Below are 14758 nucleotides of genomic sequence, written 5' to 3'. Positions count from 1 at the left end.
AACGAACGAAACCGCGCATTATCCCAGCTCTACCGCCGGGCGTCATGCCCAATCCCCCAGGTGCCAGGGCTATCGCAGATGGCCTGCATTGCTCGGGACCGCTCTGGCGGTGCCTGATTAGGCTTAATCATCCGCAACCGTGAGCGTGACTGCACCGTTGGCCAGTGGCTTGCTGGGTAAGTTCAATCCAGACCAAGAGACCTCATCACCTCACTTTCACTGACCACGTCTGTAGTGACAACTGCATCCTTCAAAAGCAGTTTTCCACTAAGCAGCCTATCTAGATGGACATCAAATGAAGCAAATTCAGGGTGCAAGGCGGTTGGAATATGGATGTACACGTCCTTTTTCTGACCAATCCGGTAAATCCTGTCAGTAGCCTGTGCCTCTTTGGCTGGATTCCAGTGGCGCTCCAGGTGAATGACATGGTTGGCGCCCACAACTGTCAGACCAACACCGGCGGCTACCGGCGACATGATGATGATATTAAAGCCGTCAACGGATTCGAACTGCTCGATCAGCCCCTTCCTTGTCAGGCTTTCACCTTTTCTTTCTACTGCGGAAGTGTCCCCATTGATAACGCTGACATCAAGGCCATAAATTTTATCGAGCCATACCTTCATAAAGCGCTGCACATTTTTTGAAAGTATAAATATAATAACTTTCTGCTGCGCTGACCTTATCTCATCAAGGACATCAAGAGTCACTTTCATTTTTGCCGACTCTGACATGATCATACGATATGAGTCAGGTTTGGAAACAAGAGATTGCAACGGTTCATTTGCTCGCGGATGAAGGGATATCGCCCTCATACTCTGAAGCGTTGACAGAGCAAATCCACGAACATCTTCTTCTTTTGCGCGACGCTTTCGATACAGGTCAATTGCCTCATTGTAAGCCGAGAGCTGGAAACCACTCATGGAGGAAGACAGCTTCGGGTTATAGGAAGCCCCATGGGAGGCATCGGGAACGCCACTAAAAATGCTTTTCGTAGGCAAGGCTGATAGCTGGTCTTCCTTAATACGACGCAGCATGAATTCACCGGCAGCCTTGCGTAAGTCGTTCCCAACCGACCCACGAACGGAATCTTTTTCGTTCTCCTCGGCACGAAGTATCGGAGTTATCCAACGATCCCTGAAATAGACCCAATCCCCCAGAAGCCCTGGCTGAGCAGTATCCATCAGGCACCAGAAGTCACCCAGCGAATTCTCAACAGGCGTACCAGTTGCCAGTATCTTGATGTCGCTATTAAGGCCTTTTGCCGCATGGGTCTGCAGGGTGTTAGGATTTTTTATATTTTGCGCCTCATCAAAGATCACCATGCCCCAATCAATGAGGCAGAAAGAGAATTGATAGTCACGAAGCGTTTGGTAGGTAGTAATCACGAGGCGCCTGTTGATATCCAGCCTCTTCACACCTGCATCAGGTCCTACATGAAGAGCAAAGCGTATCTTGTCGGACTCCATCTGCCCCTCCTCGTCCAAGAGTTCAGATGCCTGAACGGACTCCCGCTTCTCTCCCTTTTTTTTGAATTCAGCAAGATCCCTGCCGGCCTGCAATACCTTGATATCTTTGAAGGGGATGCTCTTGTAGGTCAGTGAAACCTCCTGTTCCCAATTCTCCATAAGGCTGAGGGGAGCAATGATCAGAATAGGTTTCTCCGGTAGACCTTGCAGTTTTCTGTGAGACAGATACTCATTGATGCCAACAAGTGTCATGTATGTCTTGCCCAGGCCCATGTCATCGGCGAGAATCCCTCCCTGAATGCGCTCAAAGTTCTCAGTGTCGTCGAGAGTACTTAGTTCAATTAGCCGAAGCATCCAATTCACGCCCTCTTCTTGATGAGGGAAGGGCTGCCTGGCATAAGCTTCCCAGTCAGGCTGGCGCTGAGGGTTATGGCGCTTGAGCTTATCTAATAATGTCTCGCCGATATCTCCGGCATCTTTTACAATAACACCAACCCGAGTTTCACTTGTCTCGGCAGAGTCTTTAGCAGCAGCTGCTGACTCCTCTGGCTTATTAAGCGAATTCGCCACCTTGCCAAGAATGCTTTTCACTATACCAGGATCAGACACATCGACATTCTCTCCTTGAAAGTCAACAGTCTGGGCTCCCTGAGAGTATGCTGTATCAATCTTACCCTGAAGTTCCGAAAGTTCTTCATGGCTTTTAACAAGTTTATTGATAATTTCAGGGGGTGAAGCCGAGCTTTTGACACCGAACCAGTCGCTTTCTCCTTGCCCCAGTCCCCCGAAGTCCATGTGCTTGATTTTACCTACCCCAAGCACCCGCACCGAGAAGCCAAGATCTAGATTAACAAGAGAGGCGTCAAGGAACGCAGAAGGAGATTTTATAAAATCGGCAACACTCTCTGAGGGAATTCGCCGATTATCCATAACCTCCTTGATGCCACTCATTTTCTCCTCGTCAAGTATTACAACGTTATTTTTTATTCTAATAACACCGCCACGTTCATCCAGGTCCAACTGACCTAACCGCCCCTCTATCTCATCAAGCCCATAACCATCACCTACACTGGGAAAAAGCTCCAGGCTGCCATCGGGCAATTGCTTGGCAATAACACCAACCTCTTCGGCCATTTCTACATTAATTCTTTCAAAGTGGCTAAGGTCAATATTCATTCCACTGCGTTTGGCCAATTGCAATGTTGCCAGAAGCAACAGATTCTCACTGCTTGTCTTCAAGGCTTCGGGAAGCAGTGAATGTCTATCAAGGGCCTGAAAAGCTTGAATCTGCGGCTGATCCAGCAGATAGCGGTGACCAGACCCAACTTCCATCAACGCACCTTTGCTACGACAAGGGACTTGGGCCCCATCATGCTCTGGAAATATCTTTACTGAGAAAACCTTGCTGTTGGAGTGCCCATCAATGGAAACTTTGAACTCACCAGAAAAACGTGGTGGAAGCCCCAGAATTTCTGCCTGTTCATTATCAAGAGAGCCAGCAACACTAGCATCAAGGCTAAATCCATTAGGAAAACGCGAGGCAAGACCCTGCTCTTCAAGCATCCGAAGGACAACGCCCTGTAGATTAATATTGGGCGCACCTCCTCCGGAAAGAAATCTTTCAAACTCCATCTTTTCAAGGTACAGCTTGACACCATCAGCATCAAATCTAATCTCAAAGCTTTCCGGTCCGCCTTGCTGATCGCCAGCGTCAGGAAGAAATCTCTTGATGATTTGAGCAAGTCTATTCTTCATCACCCAGCACCTCGCTATTTCTCAGCACTTTCTCGCCTTCTGCCGAGATGATCCAGTTAAAGTTGGAGACTTGTATACAGTACCCCTTCAGGTCCAAATGCATCACATGATTGATGGCCTTTAATGGAAGGCCAAAGTGCTTTGAAATATCCCTCGACTTGCTATCAGGATACCTATAAAGATAATATAATATCTTTATAGCTAGATCTGAAATAGAGCTCTGACCTTGACTCACACTTGAAGTATCACCATTTTTTTTAGCGTCAAAAGAAGCATGAAAAACACGTGCATCATTCTGTATTACAGGCCTCACAGTAGGTAGTCCAAACCTCGCAATATACTTCCTATAATCCTCCTTGCAAAGGAGAGCCTCAACATCGAGACTAATGCCATTTTTCGCTAGAAATTCAAAAACCTTATTCTGCCAATTCGAAGGACTGTGAACAACGGCAGCATACTCCAGGCTAGGGTTCTCTTGCTTGTAGACCTTAGGCACTATATTTGTTAACTCAAAGTGCGACAAACTGATCACCTCATAGCTAAGATGCTTAAGGCTTGGCGGAGCCAAGTATACCCAAAGCTTGAAGCTATGCGAGCCTTCAATCAAGTAAAAATCACCACAATCCAGATAGATAACTGCTTTATCAGAAAGCTGACCATCCAATTTTATATAATTTACTTTCAACTCATTTTTTAAAATATTCCTGACTGAGTACTCGGCCTTTTTTCCAAGCATCAGTCTGGTATTCTTGATCATCTTGAGTCGAAAAAGTCCTTCTAGAAAAGCTTTTCTAGCAGGGAACATTCTCTTCAAATCATCATTATTAGTTGACTCACCATACTGTTCTAACGCCTGAAGAAAAAGACGGAGATCCTGCTTGGAAAACCAGCCGCGCACTTTTTCCACCCTTTGCTCACCAAGGGGCGCCCACCATTCCCGGTAGCTCTTGACCCTACTTGAGACACGAGGGTCGCCGGCCAAGCTCAACATAAAATCCTGCCAAGCTTCACTAGCCTCTGTAACACGGTCAATCAACACCTCCAGAGCGGCATGGCCTATTCGCTTCCCTTCTCTTCCATATGGCGCCTTGGAGACATCGTGATGCAACAACTCATCAAAGACAGGAGACCATTCTTGTTCATCGATCTCATGAAGTTTTTCTATATAATAATATGCACGACAGACATCAGCATATCGACCGTTATCAAACCCCTTTAAGCCAAATCTTGAGAACGCATCCTCTAGTGTTATACCATTCTTTATGGCGACTCTGACAACCTGAGCCGGCCCATCAATCTTCAAAATCCAGCCGCCATATTGCTTGACAACTGAAATCAAATCATTTGTTAATAGCTCTTCATCCAGAAGTTCAACTTTCTCTACCTGGTCAACAAGGACACTCTCAAACTGTTCCCTTAGAGTGCCATCGCTTTGCGAGGCATAACGATCCAGTCTGTCAAATTCTTGAAGGTAGAGCTGGAGCATATTGAGAAGTGGCACCCTGCCTAGCCTGGGCCGCTGAGCTTCAACAATAACTTCAAGCAGCCTGGGGCTCATCAGCCTCTTGAGTACGTCCGAGTCATCGAGCCAAAGCTGGGTCAGGGCCCGAACGGACACCCTTTTCTTGAGCAAGGTCGGTAAAACTCCGAAATTTCGACTTCTTGCCACATCCAGTAACTTCTCTTCTGCCTTAAGGTAAGCATCACCGCGACCGACATCGTCTTCAATTTTCTTTGTCGATTCAATAAGTACTACCCAAGGCTCAAGAGACGAGGAACCCCAGTTTATATTGATAACTTCAAGAGGAGGCAATATCACTGAGAACCACCTACAAATGTATCCTGAACTTCTCGATAATCTTCCATCGTAGGGCGACGGATGGTAAATCTTATATCAATCCTCCTGTTAGCCCTGAGCTCTTCCTCAGTATCTTGAAACTCTGTGACAGAACGACTTTCGGCATAACCACTAACGGAAAATATCGGATGCCCATCCTGATTTATCAAGCTATCCAGTCGGCGACCCTCCGGAAGGACATCCAGCCAGTGTTGCCAAAGAGAAATGGCACGGAAAGCTGAAAGCCCCCAGTTACCCTTTCCCATCATCCCCTGATAAGGCCGATTATCGGTATGTCCCTCAACAAAAACGGTATCAATGTATTCTACTCGATTTTCCCGGAGGATCACGTCAGAAAGAACATTACCAATTTGAGTGGCAGTTTTCTGATACTGCGGACCAAGATCAAATTCAGCCGTCTCAAAGCCAAGAATATCATTGGGTATACTCAACACAGTGTCGTTTTCGCTGACGGAAACTTGTATTCCTCTCCGCTTCAGCTCCTCAGCAGCTTCATGCAATATAGTCCTCCTGACTTCCTCAGCCTGACGTAGCATCTGAATTTCTTCAGTAAACTCTTGCTGCTGCTCTTCCAGCTGCTCCCTAATCTCTATCAGCTGCACAATAAGAACGACCGACGCCAGTATGAAAATTATCAGCAGCACCGACATGATGTCTGAAAAAGACATCCAATATGGATTCTCTTCGTCTACTTGAGACTTTCCACGCCTATTAAGACTCATCAGCGACGCTCCAGGTCATCCACAACACCACTGATTGCTGTGACAGTTCTCTTCATCTGATCGGCAAACGATAGCGTATTGGTATTCCAAGCTTCCATTCTCTCCGAAACTTGCTCACGAACTTCTTGGCTATATGTCCTAAGCCACTCTTCAGCTTGCTTCTCAATATTTTCCACCTGTTCACTCAGTGAGTCACCCAGCTGCGTAAACTCATCACGCAACTTACGGATAAATTCGTCATTACTGCTTCCAAGCTCGCTGAACCCTTCATTGGCGAATTTAGCAGCAGCATCAAGCTGACGAGCAGCGTCACTGATGGCTTCCTGCATGCTCACAAGTGTGCGCGCGTGCTCGGAGATACCAGAAAGCACTTCACTATTCTTATCTGACACTTGCTCCAGACTTTCTGTAACGGAATTTATCCTCTCATCAAGAAGCACTGCGGTCTTGTGAAGATTGGCTGACAAGGTGCCTAGCTGGGCAGAGCTATTTGTCATGTTCTGGCTACTACGTTCAGCATAATGTGCCACTTCGCTTAGCGAAGTGGACAGCATTTCGTATTGGGACGATATGCTTGTCAAATGCTGATTGGCACTTCTGGATGCCTCCCCCACCTGTCGCATCAACTCTTGCTGTTCATTGACAAGCTTTTCTACAAGACCACCGAACCGTTCTTCGATAGCTTTTTGCTGCTCATCAAACTGAGCTGCACGTACCTGATCCCGCTCCTCTGCCAAGGCAACTTGATTTTTAATCGCTGCAGCCTGGTCGTCAGATAACTTCTGTAGACTTTCTTCATGTGCTCGCTTCCGTTGCTCATCCCGCTCAGATGCTTGATGAAACTGGGTGTCCATCGACTCTGACATGCGCTCCATGAAGGACTCAAACTTTTCCGCCAACGCAGACTGCTGCTCCAATGATGTCTCTCGCTGTCTATAAATCTGCTCAGCCAGCTCGCGCGATGTACTCTCGACATGCTCACCGCTTTTCTGTTGCTGCTCGGTTAGCTTTGTAAAGAGTTCGTCCATCCTTGTACTCATTGAATTAACCGCTTGGTTTACCTCCTCAGAAGCAGTTCCAAGCGCCTTGCTTTGCTCACTTCCAGCCGTCTTCATGCCCTCCATAAAACTGGAAACAAGCTTCTCAAGAGTTTCAGTTGACTGAGTGCTTGCATTATCAACAAGTGACTGTATGGCTGGAGCCATGACATTGTTAAGCGAATCTGAAATAGCCTGCTGCATGGCCTCGCTCATTCCAGACACGGTTTCCTGAAGCCTGTCTCCAATACGCTCGTGAAGTTCCTGGAGTGCCTCCTTGCTTGCCTGACTGGACTCGGCAATATGAATAAGGGAATGCTCGGCAGGCATACGCGGATAAAGAAAATCGATTTCATGCTGAAGCTTATTAATACGCCTCAACGCACGCCTTTCCACCAGTTTCTCTATAACATTCAAGAAAAGACTTAGCCCAACCCCCCATACTGATGTCAAAAAAGCAATAGCGGCTCCGTTTATCATGCTCGCGATACCCACCCTGAGGGTATCGACATCATCAGCGTCGACCTGAAGGCCTCTCAAGCCAATTGTTAGGCCAATAAAGGTACCCAGAACACCGATCGCAGTAAGAAAGGTTGGTGCGGCTGCCAGCAGCCGACTTGATGTCAATCCGTAAGCTAATGTTTTTCCATTGAAAAAATGGTCGGCGTCCAAAGTATTGTAAAGCTTATCCTTATCAGAAGAATATACTAGACTCTCGTCAAATTCTTCCCACAGATTTCCGGCCTTGATACCTGACCTTTGAGCCTTTTCAAGAATTTCCTGACGTTTCCAGGCCAGTTCTTCTCGTGTCTGCCCTTTTATTAAACTTTCAACAAGACTTACATTCTTTCGATATTTATTGCAATAGTATAAAATTGAAGAAGTGGCGATAACCATGATCACCATCATTCCCAGCCAGAAAAAATCGCTCACCACTAGCTCTTGGTACCGGGAAAGATTCATGGCGTAAAAATTGGGAAGAAGATGCGAAACTGACTCAATCATTCTGTATACTACCCGATAGCTTTAAAATAAAAATCATCCAATATTGATGTACAGTATCGAATTGATACTACCCTTCTCGAACCACCCTGACACATCCATGCCCTTATATCTATCTTTCTCACGCTCGCTAGCCACTTTACCCATGAACTCCCAGCGACCGTCGGTGCAGACATCGCTGAAAGCTATCGTAAGGTACGGAGTGGAGCCTGCCGGGTGTAAGGTGCCTGGCGCACCTCTTCCAGGTGATAGAGGCGCCAGCCAGCCAAGGTTGGCAGGATTGAGGATGCCTTGCCCTGTTCGTTCCAGATGCCCACTCTATACTCCAGTCAGGCAAGCTCGAAGTTCCCCACGACCTCCCTCCCCCCTTGCCATCCTCCACGTCCTACCCGATGACCGGCTCAGGCAGATCCTTGTCGACAATCCACTCTACAACAGACAGAGCCACCATATCGTCCAGGTGGTGCGCCCAGGTGGGAGGCACCACCAAGGGGGGTCATCAAGAATCTTTTAAGCCACATAGTGCCTCAGGTGTAGTGGTCAATTTCCTCGAACACTAGATAGCCGGCACGATTCCATACACATTCGCGCTGGAATCCGGGTAGAGCTGTCTGGCCGTTATCGATCTGGTCGAGTAGCGTCGAAATCTTCATGATGATCCAATTCCCTGCGGATCAGTTCTTTCCATAGTTATTAATCTGCATACCGCCCCTTCAAATAAAGAGCCACGGCCCTTCAGAGTTTAAAGCGGAGACGGTACCCACATGATCATAGCCACGGTTTGAAAGGTTCTTTTCCCTCCAGCAGTTGCCGTTGATCCCGCAAGCGACGTAGATCCCGAGCGAAACCATGGGAGCTAAGGCACCAATACTGCTGTCAACGGGTAACATAAGCCAGCACAATCACTGCGACAAGCAAACCGCTACCAAGACCCCACATCTTCTTGACCATGGCCCAGAGAGGGCCAAAGAAAAAGCCTGGCCAGGACCAGCCCTTTTTGATAGCCACTTTGCGACTCTCTAGGTACTCCTAGACCTCCTTCTAGTGCCAGCCTATGCACTACATCATGCTGACTCAGTTAATCTGTAAGCGGCCGCTGAACACATCTTCCGCAGAAGGCCAGTCAGCTCCACGAACTTCTGCCCCACCACTGGCAAAAACCCGCCTGATCATGCGCCGGCGGTGATGACCGTTCGCTTACGTTAATCTAGATACCGCACTGCTTTCAGCTGAGCTTTACCCTGCCCCCACGTAAAGGCCGTGATGCCTTGCTCCTCGACAGATTCCACGATAATGGCATCCGCACCGCATGCGCACGCATCAGCATGGGCATTATTGATGGCGGCAGAGGCGCTCTTGTCATGCCCCAGCGTTGTCCCGGTGCGCGAACTGATCGTGCAGGCCACCTCATAAGGACGTTCAATATCTCGATCGTTGACATATCTATCGAGTTGGCAGTTGGATGGCTTGGTCTCACCCATGGAAACAGGCTGTACACCAACGGAGCCGCAGCCGGTCAGGCTAATGGCTGCCAGACCGATAGCAGCGAAAGTGAGCACTCTTCTGGGTATCACCTTGGATTCTCCATCATCACACTTTAAGAATGGCATCACCCGAAGGCGATGCCAGTACAAGATTATATCTTGCCGAGGTACTGCATCTTGTCGAGCATGTTCGAAGGTACATCCTCGACCAGTACCAGAGTGATTTCGGAGTTACCATCTTCGGCGGTAGCTACGCTCTCACCCAGAGAGGCGTTAAGAGTATCCGGAGAGAGGTTATACATGGAACCGGTGAGCGGATCGACTATCAACCAACCGATCAGTCCACCGAAGAGCAAGTTGCCGCCGACGTACCAGCCGTTGGGGCTGGAGTTGATCATCATGGTGCGACTTTCATATCCATCCTTGGAAAGCTCGACGGTGTAGGTCTTGCCGCCGAAGTAGCTACCGTCCGACTTGCGCAGCTGCACAGTGGTCGGCGTGGTATCCGAGTGCACTTCCATGCTGCGCTCGTCGGTAACCAGCACATTTGCATTGCTCGGACTGCTATTAATCGTCACTGTCTGCTCTTTTTCACCGACGATTGAGGCACAGCCAGTCACCACGGATAGGGTGGCGATGGCAGCAGTCAGCTTAAGCATTTTCATTTTCATGTTCCCTTCTTTCCTTTGCGTTGTTTGGCAACATCATGTCACCGTCCGTTGCATGGCTCTTACGGCCGCGTATTTGGCATCATGCCAAATTCTTTTTTATCTCTTGCTCACACTCCCACAACTCGATAGTTCTCTTTCCTGCCAAGGCGAAAGAGCGGGATCCCAGACGCTATCGGGGAAGATGTTCTGGTCTCTCGAGGAGGCCCTACTTTCGTCACGACCCACGCTCAGGAGCTACCTGCGACGCCGAGAAAGGTAATGGCGAACCTGTCGGTGGGGCTGGCGGCAATCCCGACATCCTCTGTCTGTTGTGGTCAAGTGTAAAATTCTGCACCGCACCCTGGTGTCGCAAAATGGGGTCAACTTCAGGCGACTTGTCGTCCCTAGGGGACACTCTAATGCGTAGATTAGCATTCTCGAAGGGGGCAGCACAGTAAGGCGAAAGGGGAATATTCTGACTTGTAGCGTTCACTTGATTCAGGACGGCACTTGATTCAGGACAGGCGCGCATTGACGGACCGATGCTCGACAGTGTCTCTCCTTCACGGCGGCAAGGCGACAGAAGACAGAGAATGCCTTGGCAGGCAGACTGGGCAGTCGGCGACAAGCGACTCCGGAGACCCCATGACGGCAAACCTGATCGACTTTCAACACCCGACCGAAGCCAGGCGCTGGCGGGCCATCAACGATGACGTGATGGGCGGCGTCTCCCGCGGCGGCCTGCATGTGGAAGACGGCGTCGGGGTGTTCCGCGGCGAGACCTCTCTCGAGAACAACGGCGGTTTCGCCTCGGTGCGCCGCGAGTCCGAGGCCATGGACCCGAGCCATGCCCCGGGCCTGGTGCTCCGGGTGCGTGGCGATGGCCGCCGCTACCAGCTGCGCCTGCGCACCGACGAGCTGTTCGACGGCGGCGCCTACCGGGCGCTGTTTCAGCCACCCGCCGGCGAGTGGCAATGCGTTGCCCTGCCCTGGCACGCCTTCGAGGCGGTGTTCCGTGGCCGACAGCTTGAAGATGCCCCGCCCCTCGATCCCGCGGCGCTCCGGCAGGTGGGGTTGCTTATCGCCGACCGGCGGCCAGGGCCCTTTCGGCTGGAGCTGGCGTGGGTCGGGAGGATGGATGGTTAGGGCTACGCCACCGGCGCGAACAGCAGCGCCAGGTCCTCCTCGTCGAACAGCGGGCCATCGCTCTTGTGCTCGGCACCGCCCTCGAGGATAGAAGCGGCCAGGTCCGCCTTGCGCGCCTGAAGGTCGAGGATGCGCTCCTCCACTGTGCCGGCGCACACCAGTTTGTAGACGAAGACCGGGTTCTGCTGGCCCATGCGATGGGCACGCCCGGTGGCCTGGGCCTCTACCGCCGGGTTCCACCAGGGATCGTAGTGAATCACGGTATCCGCCGCGGTCAAATTGAGCCCGGTACCGCCGGCCTTGAGGCTGATCAGAAACACCGGGATCTCGCCCTGCTGGAAGAGTGCCACCCGCTGGGTGCGGGTCTTGCCCGGGGTATCGCCGGTCAGGGTGGTGAAGGGAATACCGTCCTTCTCCAGGGCCTCGCCGATCAGCGCCAGCATCTCGGTAAACTGAGAGAAGACCAGGATGCGCCTGCCCTCCTCCACCAGCGGCGGCACCAGCTCGCGCAGCTGCTCCAGCTTGGCCGAGCGCCGCGTCTTGCGCGCACTCTGAAGCTTGACCAGCCGTGGATCACAGCACACCTGGCGCAGCTTGAGCAGCGCATCGAGCATGACGATCCCCGAGCCGGCCAGGCCACGCTCGGCCACCGCCTGCTGCACCCGCTGGTGCTGGGCCAGGCGCAGGCTCTCGTAGAGTTCACGCTGGGCGCCGTTCAGGGTGATCTCGCGGCGGGTCTCGGTCTTCTCGGGCAGCTCGGTCAACACCTGCTGCTTGGTCCGGCGCAGCATCAGGGGCGCGATGCGTCGGGAGAGGCGCTGGCGCAATTCGACGTCGCCTTCCTTCTCGATCGGCGTGCGGAAACGCTGCCCGAACCACTGCTGGCTGCCCAGCGCTCCGGCCGCCACGGCGTCGAGCTGGGCCCATAGCTCACCCAGATGGTTCTCCAGCGGCGTGCCGGTCATGGCGATGGCGCGCTCGGTATCGAGTTCGCGCACGGCCCGCGCGGTCTGACTGGCGGCATTCTTGATCGCCTGGGCCTCGTCGAGCACCAGCAGCCCGAACCGATAGTCACGCAGGCGCTCCAGATCACGCATCAGCAGCGCATAGGTGGTGATCACCAGGTCCGCATCCGCCAGCCCCGCGTCGAACTGGCGCTCGCGCTGGGCCTTGCCGCCCTGCAGGGCCACCACATCTAGCTCAGGCGCGAAACGTGCCGCCTCGGCGCACCAGTTCCCCACCAGGCTGGTCGGCGCCACCACCAGGCTCGGCCCTTCCAGTGCGCCACGGGCTCGCTCATCGAGCAGGTGCGCCAACACCTGTATCGTCTTGCCCAGGCCCATATCATCGGCCAGGATGCCGCCGGTACCGAGCTCCGAGAGAAAGCGCATCCAGGCGATGCCGCGGGCCTGGTAGTCACGCAGCTCGCCGACGAAGCCAGGGGGCGCCGGCAGGCTGACCGGCAGTGCATGCAGGCGCCGGGCCAGGTCGGTGACATCCTCGCGCCCCGCCCAGCGCTCATGCTCGGCCAGCGGCGCGACCCTGTCGGCGGCGGTCACTGGCAGGCGCAGTGCCGCCTCCGGGTCACTCTCGTCGCCCAGCCAATCGAGAATCGGCGCCATCAGCGAACGCAGCCGGGCAAGGGGCATCACCAGGCGCCGGTTCTCCGATAGCCTCAGCGTCCAGGTGGCATCGTCCGCTTCATCCGCGGCGGGCTCCAGCGGAAACGCCGGGTCCCGGAACAGGCGGCGCAGGATCGGCAGCAGGTTGAGGCGCTCGCCCTCCACCTCGATATCCAGCGCCAGGTCGAACCAGCCGTTGCCCGCCGGCTCCAGTTCGCCGTGCCAGTCGTCCGGCGCCACATAGGTCGGCTCCTCGGGGAAGTCGTCGTCGAACGCGACCAGGCAACCCGCCTGGCGCAGCTTGCCGATCATCTCCCACCAGTCATTGGGGCCGGCCAGGTGCGTGGGCCACTCGGCGGCGGTGGCCGGCGGGGTCCCCTCCTGGGGCAGCAACAGCGTCCACTCGGGCAGCTCGAGATGGGCGGGCACCGCCTCGATCTGCTGCAGACGCTCCAGGGTCACCATACCGGGGGGCAATGATCTCACCAGTGCCAGTTCCGCCTTCGCGTCGCGCATCACGGTCAGCCGCTGCCCGTCGCGAAAGGCCCGCACGCTTTCGCCCTCCTCCGGCGGCACCTCGATGCCGGCGTAATCGAAGCTCACCACGGCGGCTCCCACCTCGACCCAACGAGGAACCGGAACGCCATCACCGTAGCCCAGTTGCCCGGATCCCACCTGCATGGTGACCTTCAAGCGCGGGGCGACGCCGTCCAGGGTGCGCTCTTCTATCGCCCGGGGTGCCGGCAGCGCCTCGGCCAACGCCGGTGTCTGGTGCAGGCGCTCGTTGAGCCAGCCGCTCATCTCCGGCGGCAGCGGTGGCGAGTGGCGCAGGCGCATCAGCAGGCCGGGGTCTCCCTCCAGACGCCCGAAGCGACCGCGGCTCTCATCGAGATAGCAAAGCTCGGTACCGGCGCGCACGATCACGGCCTCGTCGGAGATGACCTCGGCGGGGTCGGTATCGGCACGCAGATGCTGGTTGCCGTCGGCGTCGGGCTCCCAGGCAAGGGTCAAGCGGGCGGCCGGGCCAGGGTCGAGCATGGTGCCGGTCTGCTTGGGATGAAACAGCAGCGGCGCTGCATCGCTCTCCAGCAGCGACCATAGCGCCCGGGCCTGGAAGGCGTGGGTGACCGAGCTCCAGGTGTACTCGTATCCCGTGCCGGAGAGCTGGCGGCGCTTCTCACCGAGCATCAGCAGTTCCAGGGCCTCCTCCAGGTCGGGAGCCAGCCCTTGAGATGGCCTGGGCGTCAGGCCTCCACCGCGTCGCATATTGATGGGGCGCGGCTTGACCCAGCCATTACCACGGGCGCGCTGCTTGGTGGGCCGCACCCAGACCGGCGATACCTGGAGCGTCGGCGTGCGTGGGTCCGCGCCAACATCCAGGAACAGCGCCAGGCGGCAGTCCTCCTCAAGCTCTTCGACATATCGCTTGCCACCGAGCGGCGACTGGAGCTCGGCCAGCCACGCCTCCCAGCGCTGCTCCAGCATGGCGGCATCGTCCTGTGGCGGTATGCCCTCGGCCTCCATGGCATCGATGAAGCCCTGGATCACCGCCACCGCATGCTTGCATTGGCGCCCCACCGGGCAGCTGCAGTCGCTGACCACACCCATTCCGGGATTGTCGGGATCCACGGCCAGGCTGGTGAGATAGCGGCGACGCCCGCTGCCATTTACCTGGGCCCGCAGCACCAACATCTCGCCCTCATGCTCGATACGCGTGCCTTCGCGCACCTTGCCCTGCTGCGCATAGGCACGCCCGCGGGCAAACGATCGCATATCGAAGCTCTGTTTCCAGTGGCTGTCATTCAGGCTGTGGTACAGGCTCAGCTCGGTAAGGCGGGCATCCGGCACGACGATTCCTCGAGGCATAAAGACGAGGCCGGTATTGGAACGAAACTCGACACCCGAAGCAACGACGGGAGGCAAGACGGGCGAGTTATCTCATCCCTCACGGCGCGTTCAGGGCCATTGTAGATAGAGGCAGGCTCAGGGCATCACGGTAACGGCGATAGCCCTTCG

At 54.1% G+C, this 14758-nt stretch carries 10 protein-coding genes; 1 reads left to right on the top strand and 9 read right to left on the bottom strand.

Annotated elements, in window-relative coordinates; translation table 11 throughout:
- Positions 1-182 precede the first annotated feature (182 nt).
- The 8 genes from Q358_RS17170 to Q358_RS0110350 all read right to left on the bottom strand — a co-directional run bounded on the left by Q358_RS17170 (position 183) and on the right by Q358_RS0110350 (position 9995).
- Entirely contained in the window at positions 183-3221 is a 3039-nt protein-coding gene (locus Q358_RS17170; RefSeq protein ID WP_084286518.1) for a DEAD/DEAH box helicase, read from the bottom strand.
- A complete protein-coding gene (locus Q358_RS17165; protein WP_156940888.1) occupies positions 3211-5040 on the bottom strand; it encodes an EH signature domain-containing protein in 1830 nt (609 codons plus the stop codon). The genes Q358_RS17170 and Q358_RS17165 overlap by 11 nt, the downstream gene beginning before the upstream one ends.
- Positions 5037-5801, bottom strand: coding sequence for an OmpA/MotB family protein (locus Q358_RS0110365; RefSeq protein ID WP_027961967.1), 765 nt, complete (start codon positions 5799-5801; stop codon positions 5037-5039). Before Q358_RS0110365 ends, Q358_RS17165 begins: the two co-directional genes overlap by 4 nt.
- On the bottom strand, positions 5801-7771 hold the full coding sequence (gene zorA, locus Q358_RS0110360; RefSeq protein ID WP_169735512.1) for an anti-phage ZorAB system protein ZorA: 1971 nt from the start codon (positions 7769-7771) through the stop codon (positions 5801-5803). Before zorA ends, Q358_RS0110365 begins: the two co-directional genes overlap by 1 nt.
- Positions 7772-8367: 596 nt before the next feature.
- A complete protein-coding gene (locus Q358_RS19050; protein ID WP_281172980.1) occupies positions 8368-8493 on the bottom strand; it encodes a hypothetical protein in 126 nt (41 codons plus the stop codon).
- A gap of 223 nt (positions 8494-8716) precedes the next feature.
- On the bottom strand, positions 8717-8848 hold the full coding sequence (locus Q358_RS19120) for a DUF2628 domain-containing protein (RefSeq protein WP_084286517.1): 132 nt from the start codon (positions 8846-8848) through the stop codon (positions 8717-8719).
- 194 nt (positions 8849-9042) lie between these two features.
- Positions 9043-9474 (bottom strand): hypothetical protein, encoded by a 432-nt coding sequence (locus Q358_RS18585; RefSeq protein ID WP_156940887.1) that lies wholly within the window; start codon positions 9472-9474, stop codon positions 9043-9045.
- A 2-nt stretch (positions 9475-9476) separates the two neighbouring features.
- Positions 9477-9995 carry a hypothetical protein gene (locus Q358_RS0110350; RefSeq protein ID WP_245598309.1) on the bottom strand — a complete coding sequence of 173 codons (519 nt, stop codon included), beginning with the start codon at positions 9993-9995 and terminating at the stop codon, positions 9477-9479.
- A gap of 624 nt (positions 9996-10619) precedes the next feature.
- Here Q358_RS0110350 and Q358_RS0110345 point away from each other — a divergent pair.
- Positions 10620-11120 (top strand): CIA30 family protein, encoded by a 501-nt coding sequence (locus tag Q358_RS0110345; RefSeq protein WP_043488090.1) that lies wholly within the window; start codon positions 10620-10622, stop codon positions 11118-11120.
- 2 nt (positions 11121-11122) lie between these two features.
- Here the strand turns inward: Q358_RS0110345 and Q358_RS0110340 are convergent, their stop codons facing one another.
- Entirely contained in the window at positions 11123-14590 is a 3468-nt protein-coding gene (locus Q358_RS0110340; RefSeq protein WP_051530304.1) for a DEAD/DEAH box helicase, read from the bottom strand.
- Between the last annotated feature and the right edge of the window lie 168 nt (positions 14591-14758).

Origin of the sequence: Halomonas halodenitrificans DSM 735, assembly GCF_000620045.1 — a bacterium.
Taxonomy (GTDB): Bacteria; Pseudomonadota; Gammaproteobacteria; order Pseudomonadales; family Halomonadaceae; genus Halomonas; species Halomonas halodenitrificans.
The sequence above is the reverse complement of the archived record's forward strand: the minus strand, read 5'-3'. Positions and strand labels throughout refer to the sequence as shown.